The sequence below is a fragment of the Desulfobacter vibrioformis DSM 8776 genome (genome assembly GCF_000745975.1).
GTDB classification, from domain to species: Bacteria; Desulfobacterota; Desulfobacteria; order Desulfobacterales; family Desulfobacteraceae; genus Desulfobacter; species Desulfobacter vibrioformis.
The window spans coordinates 1-17,668 of the sequence record NZ_JQKJ01000045.1 but is presented as its reverse complement, the minus strand read 5'-3'; the positions used below and the strand labels follow the sequence as shown (position 1 = coordinate 17,668).

General features: G+C 49.1%; 19 protein-coding genes. 7 read left to right on the top strand and 12 right to left on the bottom strand.

Features of this window, described 5'->3' with window-relative positions; genetic code table 11:
- Positions 1-17: 17 nt before the first annotated feature.
- Together Q366_RS18080 and Q366_RS18075 are read right to left on the bottom strand one after the other, a co-directional pair.
- The gene (locus tag Q366_RS18080; RefSeq protein WP_035241870.1) at positions 18-1,469 is read right to left on the bottom strand and encodes a hypothetical protein; all 1,452 of its coding nucleotides are present in this window, start codon (positions 1,467-1,469) and stop codon (positions 18-20) included.
- A gap of 98 nt (positions 1,470-1,567) precedes the next feature.
- On the bottom strand, positions 1,568-1,921 hold the full coding sequence (locus Q366_RS18075; RefSeq protein WP_035241868.1) for an AlbA family DNA-binding domain-containing protein: 354 nt from the start codon (positions 1,919-1,921) through the stop codon (positions 1,568-1,570).
- A 166-nt stretch (positions 1,922-2,087) separates the two neighbouring features.
- On the opposite strand from Q366_RS18075, the gene Q366_RS22445 reads away from it, so the two are divergent.
- Positions 2,088-2,564, top strand: coding sequence for a transposase zinc-binding domain-containing protein (locus Q366_RS22445; protein WP_425388336.1), 477 nt, complete (start codon positions 2,088-2,090; stop codon positions 2,562-2,564).
- Here the strand turns inward: Q366_RS22445 and Q366_RS22035 are convergent.
- A complete protein-coding gene (locus tag Q366_RS22035) occupies positions 2,539-2,925 on the bottom strand; it encodes a hypothetical protein (protein WP_245620009.1) in 387 nt (128 codons plus the stop codon). The genes Q366_RS22445 and Q366_RS22035 overlap by 26 nt on opposite strands.
- Positions 2,926-3,029: 104 nt before the next feature.
- Here Q366_RS22035 and Q366_RS21055 point away from each other — a divergent pair, with 104 nt between their 5' ends.
- On the top strand, positions 3,030-3,329 hold the full coding sequence (locus Q366_RS21055) for a tyrosine-type recombinase/integrase (protein WP_084691898.1): 300 nt from the start codon (positions 3,030-3,032) through the stop codon (positions 3,327-3,329).
- Positions 3,330-3,339: 10 nt separating this feature from the next.
- Here Q366_RS21055 and uvrB read toward each other — a convergent pair whose 3' ends face one another.
- Positions 3,340-5,340 carry an excinuclease ABC subunit UvrB gene (uvrB, locus tag Q366_RS18055; protein WP_035241860.1) on the bottom strand — a complete coding sequence of 667 codons (2,001 nt, stop codon included), beginning with the start codon at positions 5,338-5,340 and terminating at the stop codon, positions 3,340-3,342.
- A 202-nt stretch (positions 5,341-5,542) separates the two neighbouring features.
- On the opposite strand from uvrB, the gene Q366_RS18050 reads away from it, so the two are divergent.
- Positions 5,543-5,926, top strand: a complete 384-nt coding sequence (locus Q366_RS18050) for a CoA-binding protein (RefSeq protein ID WP_035241857.1) — start codon at positions 5,543-5,545, stop codon at positions 5,924-5,926.
- A 1-nt stretch (position 5,927) separates the two neighbouring features.
- Here Q366_RS18050 and Q366_RS18045 read toward each other — a convergent pair whose 3' ends face one another.
- Entirely contained in the window at positions 5,928-6,215 is a 288-nt protein-coding gene (locus Q366_RS18045; protein WP_035241854.1) for a type II toxin-antitoxin system RelE/ParE family toxin, read from the bottom strand.
- On the bottom strand, positions 6,212-6,397 hold the full coding sequence (locus Q366_RS18040) for a hypothetical protein (protein WP_035241850.1): 186 nt from the start codon (positions 6,395-6,397) through the stop codon (positions 6,212-6,214). The genes Q366_RS18045 and Q366_RS18040 overlap by 4 nt, the downstream gene beginning before the upstream one ends.
- A gap of 300 nt (positions 6,398-6,697) precedes the next feature.
- On the opposite strand from Q366_RS18040, the gene Q366_RS18035 reads away from it, so the two are divergent.
- Positions 6,698-8,374 carry a glutamine--tRNA ligase/YqeY domain fusion protein gene (locus tag Q366_RS18035; RefSeq protein ID WP_035241847.1) on the top strand — a complete coding sequence of 559 codons (1,677 nt, stop codon included), beginning with the start codon at positions 6,698-6,700 and terminating at the stop codon, positions 8,372-8,374.
- Between the two features lie 104 nt (positions 8,375-8,478).
- Here the strand turns inward: Q366_RS18035 and cysS are convergent, their stop codons facing one another.
- From cysS to Q366_RS18010, 5 genes are all read right to left on the bottom strand, one after another.
- Positions 8,479-9,918, bottom strand: a complete 1,440-nt coding sequence (gene cysS, locus Q366_RS18030) for a cysteine--tRNA ligase (RefSeq protein ID WP_035241844.1) — start codon at positions 9,916-9,918, stop codon at positions 8,479-8,481.
- A 21-nt stretch (positions 9,919-9,939) separates the two neighbouring features.
- A complete protein-coding gene (gene ispF, locus Q366_RS18025; RefSeq protein WP_035241841.1) occupies positions 9,940-10,425 on the bottom strand; it encodes a 2-C-methyl-D-erythritol 2,4-cyclodiphosphate synthase in 486 nt (161 codons plus the stop codon).
- A 157-nt stretch (positions 10,426-10,582) separates the two neighbouring features.
- Positions 10,583-11,347, bottom strand: coding sequence for a metal-dependent hydrolase (locus tag Q366_RS18020; RefSeq protein WP_035241838.1), 765 nt, complete (start codon positions 11,345-11,347; stop codon positions 10,583-10,585).
- A gap of 315 nt (positions 11,348-11,662) precedes the next feature.
- Positions 11,663-12,043 carry a CGGC domain-containing protein gene (locus tag Q366_RS18015; protein ID WP_035241835.1) on the bottom strand — a complete coding sequence of 127 codons (381 nt, stop codon included), beginning with the start codon at positions 12,041-12,043 and terminating at the stop codon, positions 11,663-11,665.
- Between the two features lie 40 nt (positions 12,044-12,083).
- Positions 12,084-12,632 (bottom strand): NifB/NifX family molybdenum-iron cluster-binding protein, encoded by a 549-nt coding sequence (locus Q366_RS18010; RefSeq protein WP_035241831.1) that lies wholly within the window; start codon positions 12,630-12,632, stop codon positions 12,084-12,086.
- A gap of 276 nt (positions 12,633-12,908) precedes the next feature.
- On the opposite strand from Q366_RS18010, the gene Q366_RS18005 reads away from it, so the two are divergent.
- From Q366_RS18005 to Q366_RS17995, 3 genes are all read left to right on the top strand, one after another.
- Positions 12,909-13,751 (top strand): HAD-IIB family hydrolase, encoded by an 843-nt coding sequence (locus tag Q366_RS18005; RefSeq protein WP_035241828.1) that lies wholly within the window; start codon positions 12,909-12,911, stop codon positions 13,749-13,751.
- Positions 13,752-13,850: 99 nt separating this feature from the next.
- Entirely contained in the window at positions 13,851-15,074 is a 1,224-nt protein-coding gene (locus Q366_RS18000; RefSeq protein WP_035241825.1) for a glycosyltransferase family protein, read from the top strand.
- Positions 15,055-16,836, top strand: coding sequence for an alpha-amylase family glycosyl hydrolase (locus Q366_RS17995; RefSeq protein ID WP_051958144.1), 1,782 nt, complete (start codon positions 15,055-15,057; stop codon positions 16,834-16,836). Before Q366_RS18000 ends, Q366_RS17995 begins: the two co-directional genes overlap by 20 nt.
- A 22-nt stretch (positions 16,837-16,858) precedes the next feature.
- Here Q366_RS17995 and Q366_RS17990 read toward each other — a convergent pair.
- Positions 16,859-17,668 (bottom strand): PD-(D/E)XK nuclease domain-containing protein (locus Q366_RS17990; RefSeq protein ID WP_035241822.1); only part of this gene is annotated, 810 nt, incomplete at its 5' end.

The window sequence follows — 17,668 nt, the reverse complement described above, 5'->3', positions numbered from 1 at the left end:
GGGTGCAGTCTAAAAATTTAGATTTCAGCCTTAGTCGCTATGTCCATGAAATCACACCGCAATGAATGAGCCCAGTTTTTTATAATGTTACCCCAGCGACCATACAAAATTTGGGCCCTCAAATAGATAACCGTTTCAACAAAATCCAATTTCCAAAATGAACCAGGTGATTTCACCCGCATATTTATTACTCTACGGATAGCACTTTCAATAACTCCAGAGCCGGTTGGCAATTTTACAGCCCGGCTTGCTTCGTATTGCATTCGGGTGGTGTTGGATACGAAGTAGCTTTTAAGTTTCTTCATGATTTTGCTTGATGCCCTAACATTTAAAAGCGACTTGACCTCGGTCACTATTTCATTGATTTTACCCGAAAATAGAAGATTCTTGAAATGGTTGAAATCGACCTTCTCACGTTTTTTCTTTGAAAGCATCTCAAATGCCTTGTTCAAATTTTGCTTTGCGTGCGTCCAGTCTATAATTTCAGTAAGTTTCAATTCATCACCCCCAATTGAATGAATCAGTTTTGGGATTCGTTCCCATATCCATGGAGCACCATCACCAATGAGAACAACTTCCGAGGCATCCTCTATTTTTAAACGGACAAGATACTGTTCAAGCAAGGATATAAATTCATCTACCTTGCCTGTAGTTCCATCAACAAAAGGAGCTATGTCCTTAACAATATTGCCGTCTTCATCAAGTATATAAAGGGAGAACAATTTAGGTTCAATCCAGTCCGTATGAAATCCGCATCTTTTATAACCACTGGGCCAGGGGCCTCGTTTGTTTTTCCGTTGTCTCAATCGTCCGCCGTCTGCGGCAAGAAGAATGCGTCGATTCTTAAAGAGGGAGGCATCATCATCACTCAATACTCTGTCAACTCTGGAACAAAGATTTGGACTTTCCATTTCAGAGACCAACCGTCTGATTTGATTGGCACTGAGATTTATGCCTTCTTGCTTAAGGGTTTTAGATGCCATATCAAAAGATGGAGACAGGATTGATAATTGAATTGCACGAAAAGCCAATTCAGGTGCAATTTTATTCACGAATCCCATTACTGAGAGCAGTAAATGCCCCCCTCGATTTTGTGGTCCACGTTTCTTTCTTCCTCTTTTCGGGGACGCTTTAACAAAGAAAGGGCTTTTGATCTGAATTTTTGTTCCCGTTGGTAGAGTGATCCAGATTGGCTGATATGAAACCAGGCGCATTCCTTTTTTAGCGGCCATCTCCCGAAGCCATGATAGGATCATTGTAGATTGAAATAAGGAGGTTAAATATGCTTCCCAGACCAGATCTTCAAGCAATGATGACAATTCACGTATTGCTTCTGTAGCAGAATCAATGGCACCATTTATTAACGCATCGTAAATTTTGGTTCCCGTAAAATCAATTTTCTCGAACAGGGGTTGTTTTATTAAATCAATGATCATATTTTTAGTCTGGGTTATGCTTGTGGCTTCCATTATCCCCTTTCTTTTTTTGGTGTTACTATGTTTGAGGAAACCGTAACTTACTAAAACAAGAACAAAAATGGAAGCCATTTCACTGTTTTTCAGAAAACCTAAATTATTGAATTACACCCAATCCTGTTGTTGCAACGATGGACCTGCGAACTCTCCGGGATATCAAGTAAAAGCAAAATTTTGCCGTGAATTTTAATTTCCTGAGGAAGAATATATAAAGGCGGATTCAATTTCTGAGGATTATTTAAAGCTGTGGCCAGGTCCTTTTTCATTTGATCAATGGCACCTTCTTTGATCCCTGTTATGGTGCCGTCATCTTCTATTCCCAAGAATACCAGACCGCCGTTACGGTTGAGGAAGGCACAGATACTCTGATAGACATCCGAAGTTATCTTTTCCCTGCTTTTTTTGAACTCAACAGTCAACCCTTCACCGTTGGCAATAATATTCAATAGCTTTTCCATGATCATTTATTATCAGTTTTTTTTATTACATGCAGCATATTATCGGACAATTTTCCAGCCCGCCCACGCGTGTCCAGATGAACCCGCAAACATCTGCGGCTTGTCCGTAGCATGTTTTGGTTAGGGAATATTCCGATTCAGCATTTTGGATTATTTGTTTTTATCAACAATTGTTGTATATTTTCAACGATCTTTTTCATTTTGCATTACTTTTCTGATCTCCTTCCGGGTACTCACAGTAATTACCATCACCATTACCGGTTCCGCCATGACCCATACAACGGCACATAATTTTGATGTTTACCAGCCCAACAATCCCAAGGCAACCGCATACTATCAATGTGTTGAAAATCACTTTGAAGAACTGGAGGGGGTTTGGGACGCCATGTACACATCCCGCCTGGTTTTCTGGCAGACATACGTCATGACCTTGATCTATCGGTACCTGGACTGCGGGAATCTCCACATGGGGTTTGCCCGGGTCCGGTGTGATGACTGTGACCATGAGTACCTCCTGGCATTTTCTTGCAAACGCAGGCAATTCTGTCCCTCCTGCCATCAAAAACGGGTTGTGGAATATGGTGAGTGGCTGCTTTCAAATGTGCTCAAGGATGTGCCCCAACGGCAGTAACTTGAAGGTCAGAAAGTGGGGGTTCAGCATCCCCAAGCGGTTGCGGATTTATTTTCTCTTTGAGCGGAAATGTTTTCAGGGTATGGTAGACCTCAATCAGAGCCGACAGATAACAGCTGAATCCATCACTGAAAAAGCACGGCACGCCAAAGACCACGCCAGCCGTCATCAATATCAATTGCAAGGCGCTCTCAAACGTTCTCGGGCCGACAAACGTCGCCAGAATAAGGCGAAACTCCGGAGCAAAGCTGATCCATACCCACTGCCGCCCGTCCTCGTTCAGGTCGCTGCTTTCCCCATCCGCCTGGGCCTGCTGTGCATGCTTACGCTTGATAAAGCGCCACATTTTCGCATGGGTCAATCCTCCAATCAATTCAGTATATATATCCAAACTGATAGGATAATTAGCATTTTTTCTTTTTCAAAGTATTCACGGGTGAGCACCGAGAATTTAACTGGCAATGGCTGTTCCCGGCCAAAGAATTGACTTATGTCGAAGATAAGAAGGAATACCGCCGGGCCCATTTGCATGAACGTCATGTCCAAAAAGCTGTCAAATCGGTCGTAATCCGCTTGCAACTGAATAAACGGGCAACGCCTCATACGTTTCGTCACAGCTTTGCAAGCCATCTTCTCCAAACAAATTACGATATTCGAACGATTCAGGAACTTTTAGGACATAGTGACGTTAGAACAACTATGATTTATACACATACCGTCAAATCTAAAACATTGAAAGAAGTCAAAAGTCCTTTGGATCTATAAAAGGGATCAATCATGGCTGGGCTGTTTTGATCTTTTTCAGTTCCCGGATCTTGTCCCGATATTGTGCGGCCTGTTCGAATTCCAGATTTTCAGCGGCTTTGTTCATTTTTGCCTCAAGGTCTCTGATCACATCTTCCAGGTTCAGTTCATCTGCGTCATAGGCTTTGAGTTCCTCATTTACAGCCGCTTCCACGGTATTGGCATTCATGTCGGCCATGGTGTAATCAAAGGCGTTGATCTTTTTGCTGATGGTGGCCGGTGTAATGCCGTGGGCCTGGTTATATGCATTCTGGATTTTGCGGCGGCGGCGGGTTTCAGCCAGGGCATGTTTCATGGAGCCGGTCTCTTTTTCCGCATACATGATCACCCGGCCATAGGCATTGCGGGCGGCCCGGCCGAAAATCTGGATAAAGGAACGAAAAGAACGTAAAAATCCCTCCTTGTCCGCATCAAGAATGGCCACCAGGGAGACTTCCGGGATATCCAGGCCTTCGCGCAATAAATTGATGCCGATGAGCACATCAAACAAACCTCTTCTCAGGTCCTGGATAATATCAATACGCTCCACCGTGCCAATGTCCGAATGCAGGTATTTTACCTTGAGCTCCAGGTCTGAATAGTAATCGGTAAGGTCCTCGGCCATGCGTTTGGTCAACGTTGTGACAAGCACCCGCTCCCGGGCCTCCACCCGTTTGAGGATCTCCTGGTACAGGTCGTCAACCTGTGTTTTGGCATCCCGGATCTCCACCGGGGGATCAAGCAGACCCGTGGGCCTGACAATCTGCTCGGCCACCCGGACCCCTGCTTTTTCCAGTTCATAGTCCCCGGGGGTAGCAGAGACAAAAATGGTCCGGGGCACCCGGGCTTTAAACTCCTCGAATTTCATAGGCCGGTTGTCCACGGCAGACGGCAGGCGAAACCCGTGTTTGACCAAGGTTTCCTTCCTGGACCGGTCTGCCTTGTACATGGCCCCAAGCTGGCTGACCGAGATATGGCTTTCGTCGAAAAAAAGCAGAAAATCCTGATCCATATAATCCAGAAGCGTGGGCGGCGGCTGGCCCGGAGCCCGGCCCGTAAGATGCCGGGAATAATTTTCAATGCCGTTGCAATACCCGATCTCCTCCAGCATCTCAAGATCGTACCGGGTACGCTCCTCCAGGCGCTGGGCCTCCACCAGCAGGTTCTGGTCATTCAGATAGGCCAGACGCTCCTTGAGCTCGGCCACAATACTTTGAACCGCCTGTTTCCGGGTCTTTTTATTGGTCACGTAATGGGAGGCCGGATAGATGGTCATCTGGTCAAAGCCCTTGATCACCGTACCCTTCAGGGCATCAATCTCATTGATCTCTTCAATGGTGTCCCCGAAAAAATCAATGCGTACGGCCTTGTCTTCCTCGTAGGCCGGAAAGATCTCCAGCCGGTCCCCCCGGACCCGGAAGGTGCCCCGGTGGAAATCCACGTCATTGCGGGTGTACTGGATATCTACAAACTTGCGGATCACCTCCTCCCGTGAAATCTCCATGTCCCTGTCCAGGGTCACCCGCAGATCCAGGTACTCCTCGGGCGCACCCAGACCGTAAATGCAGGAGACCGATGCCACCACGATCACATCCTTTCGGGCCAGAACACTCCGGGTGGCCGAGTGCCGCATTTTATCTATCAGTTCATTGATGGATGAGTCCTTCTGGATATAGGTATCCGAGGACGGGATATAGGCTTCGGGCTGGTAATAATCATAATAGGAGACAAAATACTCCACGCAATTATCCGGGAACAGCATCTTGAACTCATTGTAAAGCTGGGCCGCCAGGGTCTTGTTAGGCGCAATGATCAGGCTTGGCTTTTCCACCTGGCTGATGATATTGGCCATGGTAAAGGTCTTGCCCGACCCTGTCACCCCCAAAAGCACCTGGTATTTTTCATCATCCTTTATCCCCTGGACCAGATAATCAATGGCCTTTGGCTGATCCCCGGCCGGGCTATAGGGAGACACCAAATTGAACAGTCCCATAAATTTTTCCTGTACTTTCCTTTATTCTGAACAGATAATTAGTGTTTGAATGAAATAATGCACATGGGCCCCAAGCCCACAACAAACAATGAAACTAACGACACCCAAAATGCAGAATAAAACTGAGCGCCGCAGGCGCGTCACCCTCTTGTTTCTTGTATCTTGTCTCTAGTTTCTATATCACACAGGAGGTACAAAACCCATGGAAGAAAAAAAAGAGACCGTTGCCGTAGTAGGCGCAAGCCCCTTGAAGGACAGATATTCCAATAAGGCCCAGATCATGCTGGAAGAGTACGGACACAGCCCCGTACCCGTGGCCCCCAAACACGAAACCATTGAAGGCAAAACCGTTTATCATACGCTTTCCGATATTCCCCAGGCCATTGACACGGTGACCATGTACCTGGGCCCGGCCCGGCAGGACAAGGTTATTGACCAGATTCTGGATCTCAAACCCCAACGGGTGATCTTCAACCCCGGCACGGAAAACCCCCAGGCCTATGAAAAACTCAGATCCGCCGGAATCAAGGTTCAGGAGGCCTGTACCCTGGTTCTTTTGAAAACCGGCCAATATACGAAATCTTAGATTACAACTCCCCGGGCATCAGCCGAGCACCGTGTATAACGGCAATAACATCAATCTGCTCCGGCTTGATCCGGTATATAATCCGGTACGGCTTCTCGATCACTTCCCGGATATTCTGGGCATCGTACTCCGGTACCTTTCTGCCGGCGTACGCATGCTCTGCAATCTGCTCGGAGCGCCGTGTGATCCGATCGATCATCCGCCTGGCATAGGTGGGCGAATTGAACGCGATATATTCATAGATATGGACCAGATGATCAACGGCATTGTCGGTCCAGTGAACTCTCATTTTAGCCCGAACTTCCTGCGAACATCCTTAATATCCATGGTGCGACCCTCGTCGCTGTCCTTTATGCCTGCCTCAATGGCCTGGCGGACGTAGATCTGCTGCATCAGGTCGTCCCAGGTGGCCTGGTCCGGAAGCTGGTCCAATATTTTATAGGCTTCTTGTTTTATCCCCTCGGTCTGCATGGTTTTTATCCTTTTAAGAATTAGCTTGCGTCCATCGACATGTAGTTTATATGCGAATATAACATAATCGTAAAACGCATTAAAATTTTTCTTGACAGAATTTTTTACAAGGGTGTTTAAAAAAAAAAGCGCATCCCCCCTCTATCATTGACCACCCGGTAACTGAAAATCCGGGCGGACTGTACCCTGGTGCTTCTGAAAACCGGCCAATACACGAAACCCTTTAATCCTTAATATGAATATGATATTTAGATTCATTTAATTAAATTTTTTTATGAACCCATCTGGAAAGAAAAACAAATGGAAACACAAACCGCCAAAGGGCATTTTATTGAAAATATCATCAAAGAAGATCTTGCCGGCAATAAAAACAACGGCCGCGTGGTCACACGCTTTCCGCCGGAACCCAACGGCTTTCTGCACCTTGGTCATGCCAAATCCATCTGCCTGAACTTTAAAATGGCCCAGCAGTTTAACGGGAAGTGCAACCTGCGGTTTGATGACTCCAACCCGGCCAAGGAAAAACAGATTTACATTGATTCCATCATGTCAACCGTCAAATGGCTGGGATTTGACTACAATACCCCGTTCTATGCATCAGACTACTTTGACGCCCTCCACGACTTTGCCGTTGAACTGATAAAAAAGGGCAAAGCCTATGTGTGCAGTCTGTCCGCAGAGGAGATGAAAGAATACCGGGGCACCCTCACCGAGCCGGGCAAAAACTCCCCGTACAGAGACAGAAGCGTTGAGGAAAACCTGGATCTTTTCCGGCGGATGAAAGAAGGAGAATTTGATGAAGGCGAGCACATCCTGCGGGCCAAAATCGACATGGCCTCTCCCAACATCAACATGAGGGACCCGGTGATCTACAGGGTCAAAAAAGCACCCCACCCCCGCACCGGGGACAAATGGTGCATTTATCCCATGTACGACTTCACCCACTGCATCTCCGATGCCCTGGAAGGGATCACCCACTCCCTGTGCAGCCTGGAATTTGAAGATCACCGGCCATTGTACGACTGGATTCTGGACAATATAACCATCCCCTGCCATCCCCAGCAGATTGAATTTGCCCGGATGAATATCAACTATACGGTGTTAAGCAAAAGAAAACTGCAGCGCCTGATCAGCGAAGGCGTGGTATCCGGGTGGGATGACCCCAGACTCCCCACCCTGGAAGGCATGCGCCGCCGGGGATATACCCCGTCTGCCATCCGTAATTTCTGTGATGTGATCGGGGTCTCCAAAAAAGAGAGCCGCATTGACATGAGCCTGCTTGAATCCTGTCTCCGGGACGACCTCAACGAAAATGCCCCCCGGGTCATGGGCGTTATCCGGCCCCTGAAAGTCACCCTGGAAAATTATCCCCAAGGACAGACCGAAACCCTGGCAGCCATGAACCACCCCCAGAAACCCGAAGCCGGCAAACGGGAAGTCAGTTTCTCCAGGCATCTCTATGTGGAGCAGGATGATTTCATGGAAGATCCCCCCAAAAAATTCTTCCGCCTGGGACCGGGCCGGGAGGTGCGCCTGCGGGCCGCTTACCTGATCACCTGCAAAGAGGTCATTAAAAATGAGGCTGGAGAAGTGGTTGAACTGATCTGCACCTATGATCCTGAAACCCGCGGCGGCAACGCCCCGGACGGCAGAAAGGTCAAGGGCACCATCCACTGGGTAAATGCCCAGGACTGCATAGATGCCCAAATCCGGCTTTATGACAGGCTTTTCAAGGATGAAAACCCGGAAAGAGACAGCCAGGATTTTGTGGAAAACCTCAATCCCGACTCCCTTGAAACCCTGGAACACGCCAAGCTGGAAAGAAGCCTTGAAACGGCTGAACCGGAAGCGGTTTACCAGTTTGAACGGTTAGGCTACTTTTGCCTGGATTCAAAGGACAGCACCCCTGATAAACCGGTTTTCAATCGCACGGTCACCCTCAGGGATACCTGGGCAAAGGTGGCGACAAGAAACTAGATACAAGAAACAAGAGACAAGACGGCGAAGCGCCTGCGGCGCTCATTTTAGTCCTGCATTGTGAGTTGAGCCTGGGAGGTACAGACCAGGCTCACCCAGGGCTGTTATTCAATGCGCCAGGTTGTGCCTTGGGGGCCGTCCTCCAGCACAATCTTCATTGCCAGAAGCTGGTCCCGGATCTCGTCGGCCCGGGCGAAATTTTTAGACTTCCGGGCATCAGCCCGCTCGGCAATAAGGCCGTCAATCATAGCAGGATCCACATCCTGGTCTGCCATGGCCCTGTCCTTTTTGGCCCCAAAATAGTCCGCAGGGGACATCATAAAAATGCCCAGGATTTTTGAAGCGGCCCTGATATCTGCATAAATACCGGCCAGCATTTTTATCTCATTTTCCTTGGGCGCGTCATCGGCATCATCCAGCAGCTTATTGCCCTTCTTGACCGCGTCAAATACTTCGGCCATGGCCTTGGCTGAATTAAAATCATCGTTCAACGCCTCAACAATATCTGTCCACAAAGACCTGTGTTCCTCTCCGGCAGATTCCGGGGCAATACCTGCCTTGTCCAGACGCGCCAGGAAAGCATAAATACGGTCCAGGCCCACACAGACCTCACGCATGCTGTTCTCGCTGTAATCAATGGGAGACCGGTAATGCTTGGACAACAGGAACATGCGGATCACTTCCGGACTGTAGTCGGCCAGGACCTCCTTGATCATGGTGAAATTGCCTAAAGACTTGGACATCTTCTCATTGTTGATATCCACAAATCCGTTGTGGATCCAGTATTTGACAAAGGGCACGCCAAAGGAAGCCTCGCTCTGGGCAATCTCGTTTTCATGGTGGGGAAAAATCAGGTCCTTGCCCCCGCCGTGAATATCAAAGCTTTCGCCAAGGTATTCGTAACTCATGGCAGAACATTCAATGTGCCAGCCAGGCCGGCCCTTTCCCCAGGGGCTGTCCCAGGAAGGTTCTCCGGGTTTGGCCGGTTTCCACAGGGCGAAATCCAGAGGACTTCTTTTTTTATCATCCACGGCAATCCGGGCGCCTGCCTGCATATCATCGGGGTTGCGGTGGGACAGTTTTCCATATTCACTGAAAGATGAAATGGAAAAATAGACATCCCCGCCCGCCACATGATAGGCCTTGCCCAGGTCAATGAGACGCTGGACAAAACGGATAATATGATCAATGTGCTCGGTGGCTTTGGGCGCGATGGTGGGCCGAAGCACATTGAGCGCGTCCATTTCATTGTGAAATTCATCAATATATTTTGTGGTGATGGCAGTGCAGGAAAGGCCGGTCTCATTGGATTTTTTGATAATCTTATCATCCACATCCGTAAAATTACGCACGTAGGTCACCTCATACCCGAGCTGCATCAGCCACCGGTACACCACGTCAAACACCACCACGGACCTGGCATGGCCGATATGGCTGGTATCATATACAGTGGGACCGCACACGTACATGCCGGCCTTATGGGCTGTAATTGGAACAAACGCTTCTTTTTTCCCGCTCAGGGTATTATAAATCCGTAAACTCATTGCTTTGTATCCTGTAGTGTCTTAACTTTCATTTTTATACAGCAGTACCGTGGCCTGGGCTGCAATGCCCTGCTTTCTGCCGATAAATCCCAGATGCTCGGTGGTGGTGGCCTTGATGTTCACACAGTCCGGGGACAATTCCAGGACCTTGGCAATACAGGCGGCCATGGCCTTTTTATGGGGACTCATCTTTGGGGCCTGGGCAAAGATGGTGCAGTCCAGATTGGCTACCATAAAGCCCTTATCCTGAATTTTCCCTTTGCATATATGCAGAAACCGGGTGGAGTCCATGCCTTTATATGCCGGATCCGTATCCGGAAAGTGTTCGCCGATGTCCCCCAGGCCCGCAGCCCCTAAAAGGGCGTCACAAACGGCATGAAGCAGCACATCCGCGTCTGAATGTCCTTTCAGGCCCATGGGGTGGTCAATCTCGACCCCGCCGATGACCAGCCTGGGCCCGGCCACCAGTTCATGGACATCGGTTCCTGTGCCCACTCTTATATGCATCTGCGATTAACTCTCCTTTGCATCAAATTAGCGCATTAATATATGCATCCTGAATCCAAAAGTCAAAAATCCAATTTTGCTTTTTCATGATACTTTCGGGAATTCAGGCAGGGATGAAAATCTTGCACGCCCATCTTTTCAGACTGCCCAAAGCAGGTCAAAGGCGTTCAGTGTGCTTATTTTTTAAAATATCTGTTTTTTCAAGCTCGGCACACAGCTGGCTGAACCATTTTCCACTGGGGAAAAACTCGATGCGTTCATAGGTTTGAAGGGTAAACATCACGGAAAAAAACCGGTTGTGGCTGGGCATCGCCACAAACAAGACGGCAATGAGCATATATATGCAGATGGTTGCTTTGATATTCCCAATGCTTCCGAATTTAAACGCCGTGCCTGACGATTTTTTCATTTTCAAGCTTAAAAAATTGAAACTGTACAGTTCATCAAGTATAAGATGCAGGATCGAACCGCCAAAAACAAATCCCCCGGCCATCCAGGATACAAAATCGTTGAAATGAAACACGCGGTTCAGACCGATTGCAGCCATGCATCCAAAGACCACTGCCGCGGGTATGGAATGGATAATGCCCCGGTGTACCGTCAGCTTCGTAAACAAGGAAAAAATAAAAAATTTTATAAAAACAAAACTTGCCGACCAGATGATGAACAGCTCTATCACCGTGTTATCCACCAGCTGTCTGAACATGATTAAAAACGATATCAATGTCGCACTGAATGTAAACACCAACCGGACCGTTAAAGAATTGTCTGAATCAATATCCGGCAACAGGCCGCCCACCACACCGAGAATAAAGTAAAGCACCACTTCCCGGGGGGATGCAATGGCCGATGCAAACAGCATTGTCGCCGCAATGCTGCTTCCGATGCTTGCCACGGTAAGATGTGTTTTAAAATCAGCCACGGTTCAGACCGAATCATTCTCCTTGAAATGCATTTTTTGATACCGCCCCAAAGTCATATTTTGCCCAAAAACACACACCTTCGTTAAACCCCGGGGCTCATGTTCAAACTTTGTTGCAGGAGAGCCTGGACCCAAGACCAGGCAAACCCTTGGGTGTTATAGCATATAGGATTCAAATTTGTAATAAAAAGGGTCAACAAGGTGACTGCGGGGGCGGAAAAAATGGCCGCAACCATGAATTCAGTGGCTGCGGCTACACAAGAGAGCGCAGCCACTCTGTTTGCCCGGAATGTGAGTGGTGTTTATTTCTTTTTTTTACTCAAAGGTTAGCGGAGAATAATCCTTGGGCAGGTGGGCTGTTCCCAGGGTGCAGGGCAGGCCTGATGCCTGGGAAATATTCGCTGCGATCTTTTCAATGTCCGGACAGAACCCGCCTTGGGTCTTATCCCATCCATCTTGGGTTTTGGACGCAAATGCACAGGTGCACACATGGATAGCCTGGGCCCCTTTTGACTTAAGAATTTTTGCCATGTCCGCCACGTTATCCCCGGGGCACCGGCAGGTAAACACCCCTGCCGGCGTGCAGGCATCATAACCGGCAAACCCCTGGCTGGTTTCGATCATTGTTTTAAAACAATTGGTCAAAGGGCACCTGGTTTCATTTTTTTCGCACCGGATAATTCCGACGTTTGTCATACGCACCTCCTGTTTTTTACTCATGAAAAATTGACTGATCCTAACGCTGTCGGCCCATGCCGCAACCTCCGCCCATGCCCCGGCCGCCGCCCATACCTCTACCGCCACCACCGCCCATGCCCCGGCCACAACCCATACCGCCACCGCCACCCATGCCCCGGCCTGCCCCCATACCCAGGGTCCGGGAATTCGGGTCTGCCATGGGTCTTCGGGGGGCAATTTCCGGATTCATGCCTGCCTTTTCTTCCGCAGTGGCCTGGGTCACATTTGTCAATTCATTGTTTTTCAGCCGGGTCACGGCCCGGGCCACGGAACCGGCCTGCCCCTGATACACGGCCACACCGGCGGAGTTAAAAACATCCATGGCATTGGGACCGCAACTGCCCGTTAAAACCGCCTGAACACCTTTGGAGATGACAAAGGAGGCGGTCTGGATGCCTGCTCCTCCGGTCAGGTTCATATTTTCATTGGCAAAGCGCTCAAAGGCCATGGTATCTGTATCAACGATCAAAAGATAATCACACCTGCCAAACCTGGGATTGATATCAGCGTCCAGATCCCGGCCGTATGCACTGACTGCGACTTTCATAAATGCTCCTTGAATTTAAAGGATTGAAATGTTGCTTCATCAGTAGATATTAGCAAAACCCATACCAATCCTTATATTCTTTATTTTCAATGTGTTGTATTTTGACAATCCTTCCGGAAGCCGTAAAACAAAAACTATGGGTCGCATAATTGCGACAATTCATCATTGCAATAGGCAATGGTCAAGACAAACTGCCGGGCCTGGGGTATTCCAGAATCTGTCAAATTAATTTATTCGTAACTTCCGTTTTTTTTATTTGCCCTCTATAATACCCCAATGACTAAAGCGCCACCTATCAACAAAATAGTTGTGTTCACAGATCTTGACGGCACACTCCTGGACCACGACACCTATGATTTTGAACCGGCCCGGCCGGCTTTAGGCCGGCTTGCCCGAAAAAAGATCCCCGTCATCCTTAATTCCAGCAAAACCCTGGTTGAGATTCTTAAGATTCGCAGCGCCCTTGGCAATGACCACCCGTTTATTGCGGAAAACGGCTCTGTGGTGGCTGTGCCTGAACATACCTTTGCCGGCCTTGCCCGAAAAGATCCTTTATTTCAACCCCGATCCGGGCTTCTGGTCAAACGGCTTGGGGGTGACAGGGAAGCGGTTTTAGACATATTAAACCATTTGCGCCGGACACATGGTTTTTCCTTTGAAGGCTTTGCCGATATGGACCCTGCCCGGCTTTCCCGAGTAACCGGGCTGACTGAAGATCAGGCCATACAGGCCGGGCAGCGCCTGAGTACCGAGCCTATTCTCTGGCAGGACACCCCCGGACAGTGGGAGGCGTTTGCCGGGCATCTTGCAGGTGCCGGCCTTGGCTGGGTCCAGGGGGGGCGATTCATTTCCATATCCCGGCCCTTTGATAAAAAGGACGGCGTGGCCTGTCTGCTGGATCTTTATACCGCAGACATGGGCTGTGTGCCCTTTACCATTGGTCTTGGGGACAGCCCCAATGACCAGGCCATGCTGGATATGATGGACATTGCGGTTGTGATCTGTTCGGCCCGCTGCGATCAGATTAAACTCAACCGGCCCCCAACCATTATCCGCACGACGGCCAGGGGGCCTGAGGGATGGCAGGAAGCATTCAAGAGCATTAACTTAACGCGTTAATGGCAAGAAACTGGAGACAAGAGACAAGAGTGGGAAGCGCCTTTGGCGCCCATTTTAAAAAATTTTAGGTACAGAATTAACTTAAAAAGGCATTAAAACATGGGCGATTTTCATCAAAACGGTATTATTACCATATTGCACAACCTCTCCCGGCAGCCGGTAGAAGAACTGGAAGCCCAGCTCAATCAATTTTCAAAAAAACGGCCCATGGGCCTGGTACTGCCCTCGCTTTTTTCCGAACTTGAGGGGCCTGCCCTGGACCATATTGTGGGAGAAGTTGCCAAGGTCACCTACCTGGACCAGATTGTCATCGGTCTGGACCGGGCCACTGAAGACCAGTACCGGCATGCGCTGAAATTTTTTTCCCGCCTGCCCCAGCACCACCGCATTCTCTGGAACGACGGGCCGCGATTAAAGGCCATTGATAAAAAACTGGCACAAATGGGGCTGGCCCCCACGGAACCGGGCAAGGGCAGAAACGTCTGGTATTGTTTCGGATATGTGCTGGCATCAGGGCTGGTGGATGCCGTGGCATTGCATGACTGCGACATATTAACCTATGAACGCACCCTTCTGGCCCGGCTGATCTATCCTGTGGCCCATCCCGACTTTACCTATAAATTTTGCAAGGGCTATTATGCGCGGTTCACCGAGTCCAAGGTCAATGGACGGGTGAGCCGGCTTCTGGTATCGCCGCTCTTATCCGCTCTGAAAAAAATCTGTTCATCATCCGAATCCCTGGATTATCTGGAGAGCTTCAGGTATCCTCTGGCCGGGGAATTTTCCATGCGGACCAATGTGCTTAAAGATTTACGGATGCCCACGGACTGGGGTCTTGAGGTGGGGATTTTATACGAAATGAAACGAAATTACAGTCTTAACCGGATCTGCCAGGTGGACATTGCCGATACCTATGATCACAAGCACCAGCCATTGAGTTCCGGGGATGTCGATGCAGGGCTCTCCAAAATGAGCATTGACATTGCCGGGGCCATCTTTAAAAAGCTGGCCACGGAAGGTGAAGTGTTTACAGCGGAAACCTTTCGGACCATTAAGGCCACCTATTACCGCCAGGCCCTGGATTTTGTGGAAATCTACCACAATGACGCATTGATGAACGGCTTGAACCTGGACCGCCACAAGGAAGAACAGGCCGTGGAGCTGTTTGCTGAAAATATCCTGGCCGCCGGGAACACCTTCCTTGAAGAGCCCCATACAACGCCGTTTATACCGGCCTGGAACCGGGTAAAATCTGCTTTTCCCGGCATTATGGATGAATTACAAGACGCGGTTGAAAAAGACTATGAACAATATCACCCTTAAAGCGCCGGCCTGCCTGCTTGACAAGGTCAGGACCTTTCTTGAAATCATTTACCCCGGACAGGATGCAGACACACTGGCCCAAAAGGCCATTGCCGTTTTCGAACCCATTCATGATTCCCTGGATGACAGCTGTGCGTCAGCCACACCCCTGTGGTCTGAAAAAGACATTGCCCTGCTCACTTACGGCAATTCCCTTGTGGAAGAAGAGAACCGGCCCCTGAGGACCCTTGACCGGTTCCTGGCGGAGTTTACCCATGACCGGTTCTCCATTATCCACATCCTGCCCTTTTTCCCCTATTCCTCGGATGACGGATTTGCGGTCATGGATTATTACACGGTGAACCCGAGCCTGGGGAACTGGACAGATATACGCAAAATTGCCGGGCGTTGCCGGCTTATGGCCGATCTGGTGGTCAATCATACCTCGTCCCGGACCCAATGGTTTGAAAATTTCAAAAAAGGGATTCACCCGGGAAAGGATTATTATGTAACCGTGGACCCGGAAAGTGATCTGTCCAAAGTGATCCGGCCCAGGACCTCGCCCTTGCTGCGGGAGGTGGCTACGCCTGACGGCCCCCGGCACGTCTGGTGCACCTTCAGCCATGACCAGGTGGACCTGGATTTTAAAAACCCTGACGTGCTCATGGAATTTTTATCCATTATCCGCCATTACCTGGATAACGGGGTACAGATATTCCGGCTGGATGCCGTGGCGTTTCTGTGGAAGGAGGTCTGCACCACCTGTCTGCACCTGGGTCAGACCCATAAAATTGTCAAACTCATGCGCACCCTGATCCAGGCCCACAACCCCAGGGCCATCATCATCACGGAAACCAATGTGCCTGCCCGGGAAAACCTGTCCTATTTCGGCATCGGCGACGAGGCCCAGGTGGTTTACAATTTTCCTTTGCCCCCGTTTGTGCTCAACACCATGGTCACAGGCAACAGCAAAGGGATTACAGACTGGCTGAAAACCATGCCCGACACCATGGAAAGCAACACCTGCCTGAACTTTATCGCTTCCCACGACGGCATTGGATTACGCCCCGTGGAAGACTACTTTTCCCACCAGGAGATGAGACAGCTCATTGATCTGATGAAGGCCTTTGGCGGCAGGATTTCCACCCGGGCACTCAATGGCCACAAGGATAACCCCTACGAGATTAATATCAGCCTGTGGGATGCCATGAAAGGGACGATTCACTGCCGGGCGGATAATTTCCAGACCGAGCGGTTTATCTGCGCCCATACCATCATGCTGGGCCTCAAGGGCATTCCCGCCATTTATATCCACAGCCTGCTGGGCACGGAAAATGATTATGACCGCAGGGAAAATCTGCAGTCCAACCGGGCCGTCAACCGCCATATCTGGGACTACCCGGATCTGTGTAAAAAGCTCGCCAATCCCGACGACCATCACCATCAGGTATTTTTTGCCCTTTGTGCGCTCATTGACAAAAGAAAAGAGCAACCCGCCTTTCATCCGGATGCCGGGCAGACCACGTTTAACATAAACCGGAAAGTGGTGGCATTCCGGCGCAGGCCGGATGAAAACAGCAACGCCTTTGCCCTGTTCTGCATTCACAACATCACAGATCAGGCCCTGACCATTCCCCCCAAAGATCTGCCCGAACAGTGGCAGCGGGCCGGCGTAGATCTGATATCGGAAAAGACCGTACAGCTTGATACGGGACTGGACCTTGCCCCTTACCAGTCCATGTGGATCAAAATGACAGCAAATCATCACAGGATAGATGTATAAATTCCGGTGGATCAATCAAATTTCATCCGACCTGAAAAAATCTAAACCCTTTATTGCCGGCCACATAAAGGACAACCGCATCAATGGAAAAATGAGGAAAGGTTTGCAACGCATCTTTTTTATATCTGATCACCTGATCTGCATCCTTTTTGAGCGGGGCGTTGAGGGATAAAATGTTATCCGCCTCCTTAGTGGTGGCAGGCGCATATTTAAACTCGATGATCGTTTTGGTGTCCTTGTATTTTGTATGGTATTTGCCGGTCATTTCCCAGTCGCTGCGGCCCGAAGGGTAATTTACCTCCATGGAAAAGGTGAACCAGCGAGACAGATAACGGGTGCAAAGTTCATAAAAAGCACAGCGGACAAAATTTTCGTTTATCTTGTCCCAGGCCTGGGCCGGGAATTGGCCAAGATAGGTTTTGTAAAAGCCTGCAAATAATTTTTCCAAGTCAGATTCTGCAAGAAATTTCCTGAACATATCCGTGTATCCTTTGGACACTTCATAGCGGTTGAGTTCATTGTAATAATCAATAAAAATTTCGCGCAAGGTATTATTGGGAAGGCACATGGTAAAATCATCAAAGCAGGAGACCATACCCAGGTAAAACAAAGAAACAGGATAGTAATCCTTTTCAAAAAACTGCCGCATATTAAACTTGGACACAAGCTGTTTTTGATCGTACTCAAGGCTGTTCTCAAACACCAGGGCATCCATCATGGCATCTGTGTTTTCCTTAACCGCGGTCAGCCGCTCTATCCAGGACACATCGGTTTTAATATTGTCGTCTATGAGTTCCCGGGGGATTTCACCGTTGTTTAAAACAAAATTTTT

Coding starts and splice junctions, on each gene's coding strand:
- Q366_RS18080 (WP_035241870.1), bottom strand. CDS start 1,469: ATGGAAGCCACAAGCATAACCCAGACTAAAAATATGATCATTGATTTA.
- uvrB (WP_035241860.1), bottom strand. CDS start 5,340: ATGGGACTGTTCAATTTGGTGTCTCCCTATAGCCCGGCCGGGGATCAG.
- Q366_RS18050 (WP_035241857.1), top strand. CDS start 5,543: ATGGAAGAAAAAAAAGAGACCGTTGCCGTAGTAGGCGCAAGCCCCTTG.
- Q366_RS18045 (WP_035241854.1), bottom strand. CDS start 6,215: ATGAGAGTTCACTGGACCGACAATGCCGTTGATCATCTGGTCCATATC.
- Q366_RS18040 (WP_035241850.1), bottom strand. CDS start 6,397: ATGCAGACCGAGGGGATAAAACAAGAAGCCTATAAAATATTGGACCAG.
- Q366_RS18035 (WP_035241847.1), top strand. CDS start 6,698: ATGGAAACACAAACCGCCAAAGGGCATTTTATTGAAAATATCATCAAA.
- cysS (WP_035241844.1), bottom strand. CDS start 9,918: ATGAGTTTACGGATTTATAATACCCTGAGCGGGAAAAAAGAAGCGTTT.
- ispF (WP_035241841.1), bottom strand. CDS start 10,425: ATGCATATAAGAGTGGGCACAGGAACCGATGTCCATGAACTGGTGGCC.
- Q366_RS18015 (WP_035241835.1), bottom strand. CDS start 12,043: ATGACAAACGTCGGAATTATCCGGTGCGAAAAAAATGAAACCAGGTGC.
- Q366_RS18010 (WP_035241831.1), bottom strand. CDS start 12,632: ATGAAAGTCGCAGTCAGTGCATACGGCCGGGATCTGGACGCTGATATC.
- Q366_RS18005 (WP_035241828.1), top strand. CDS start 12,909: ATGACTAAAGCGCCACCTATCAACAAAATAGTTGTGTTCACAGATCTT.
- Q366_RS18000 (WP_035241825.1), top strand. CDS start 13,851: ATGGGCGATTTTCATCAAAACGGTATTATTACCATATTGCACAACCTC.
- Q366_RS17995 (WP_051958144.1), top strand. CDS start 15,055: ATGAACAATATCACCCTTAAAGCGCCGGCCTGCCTGCTTGACAAGGTC.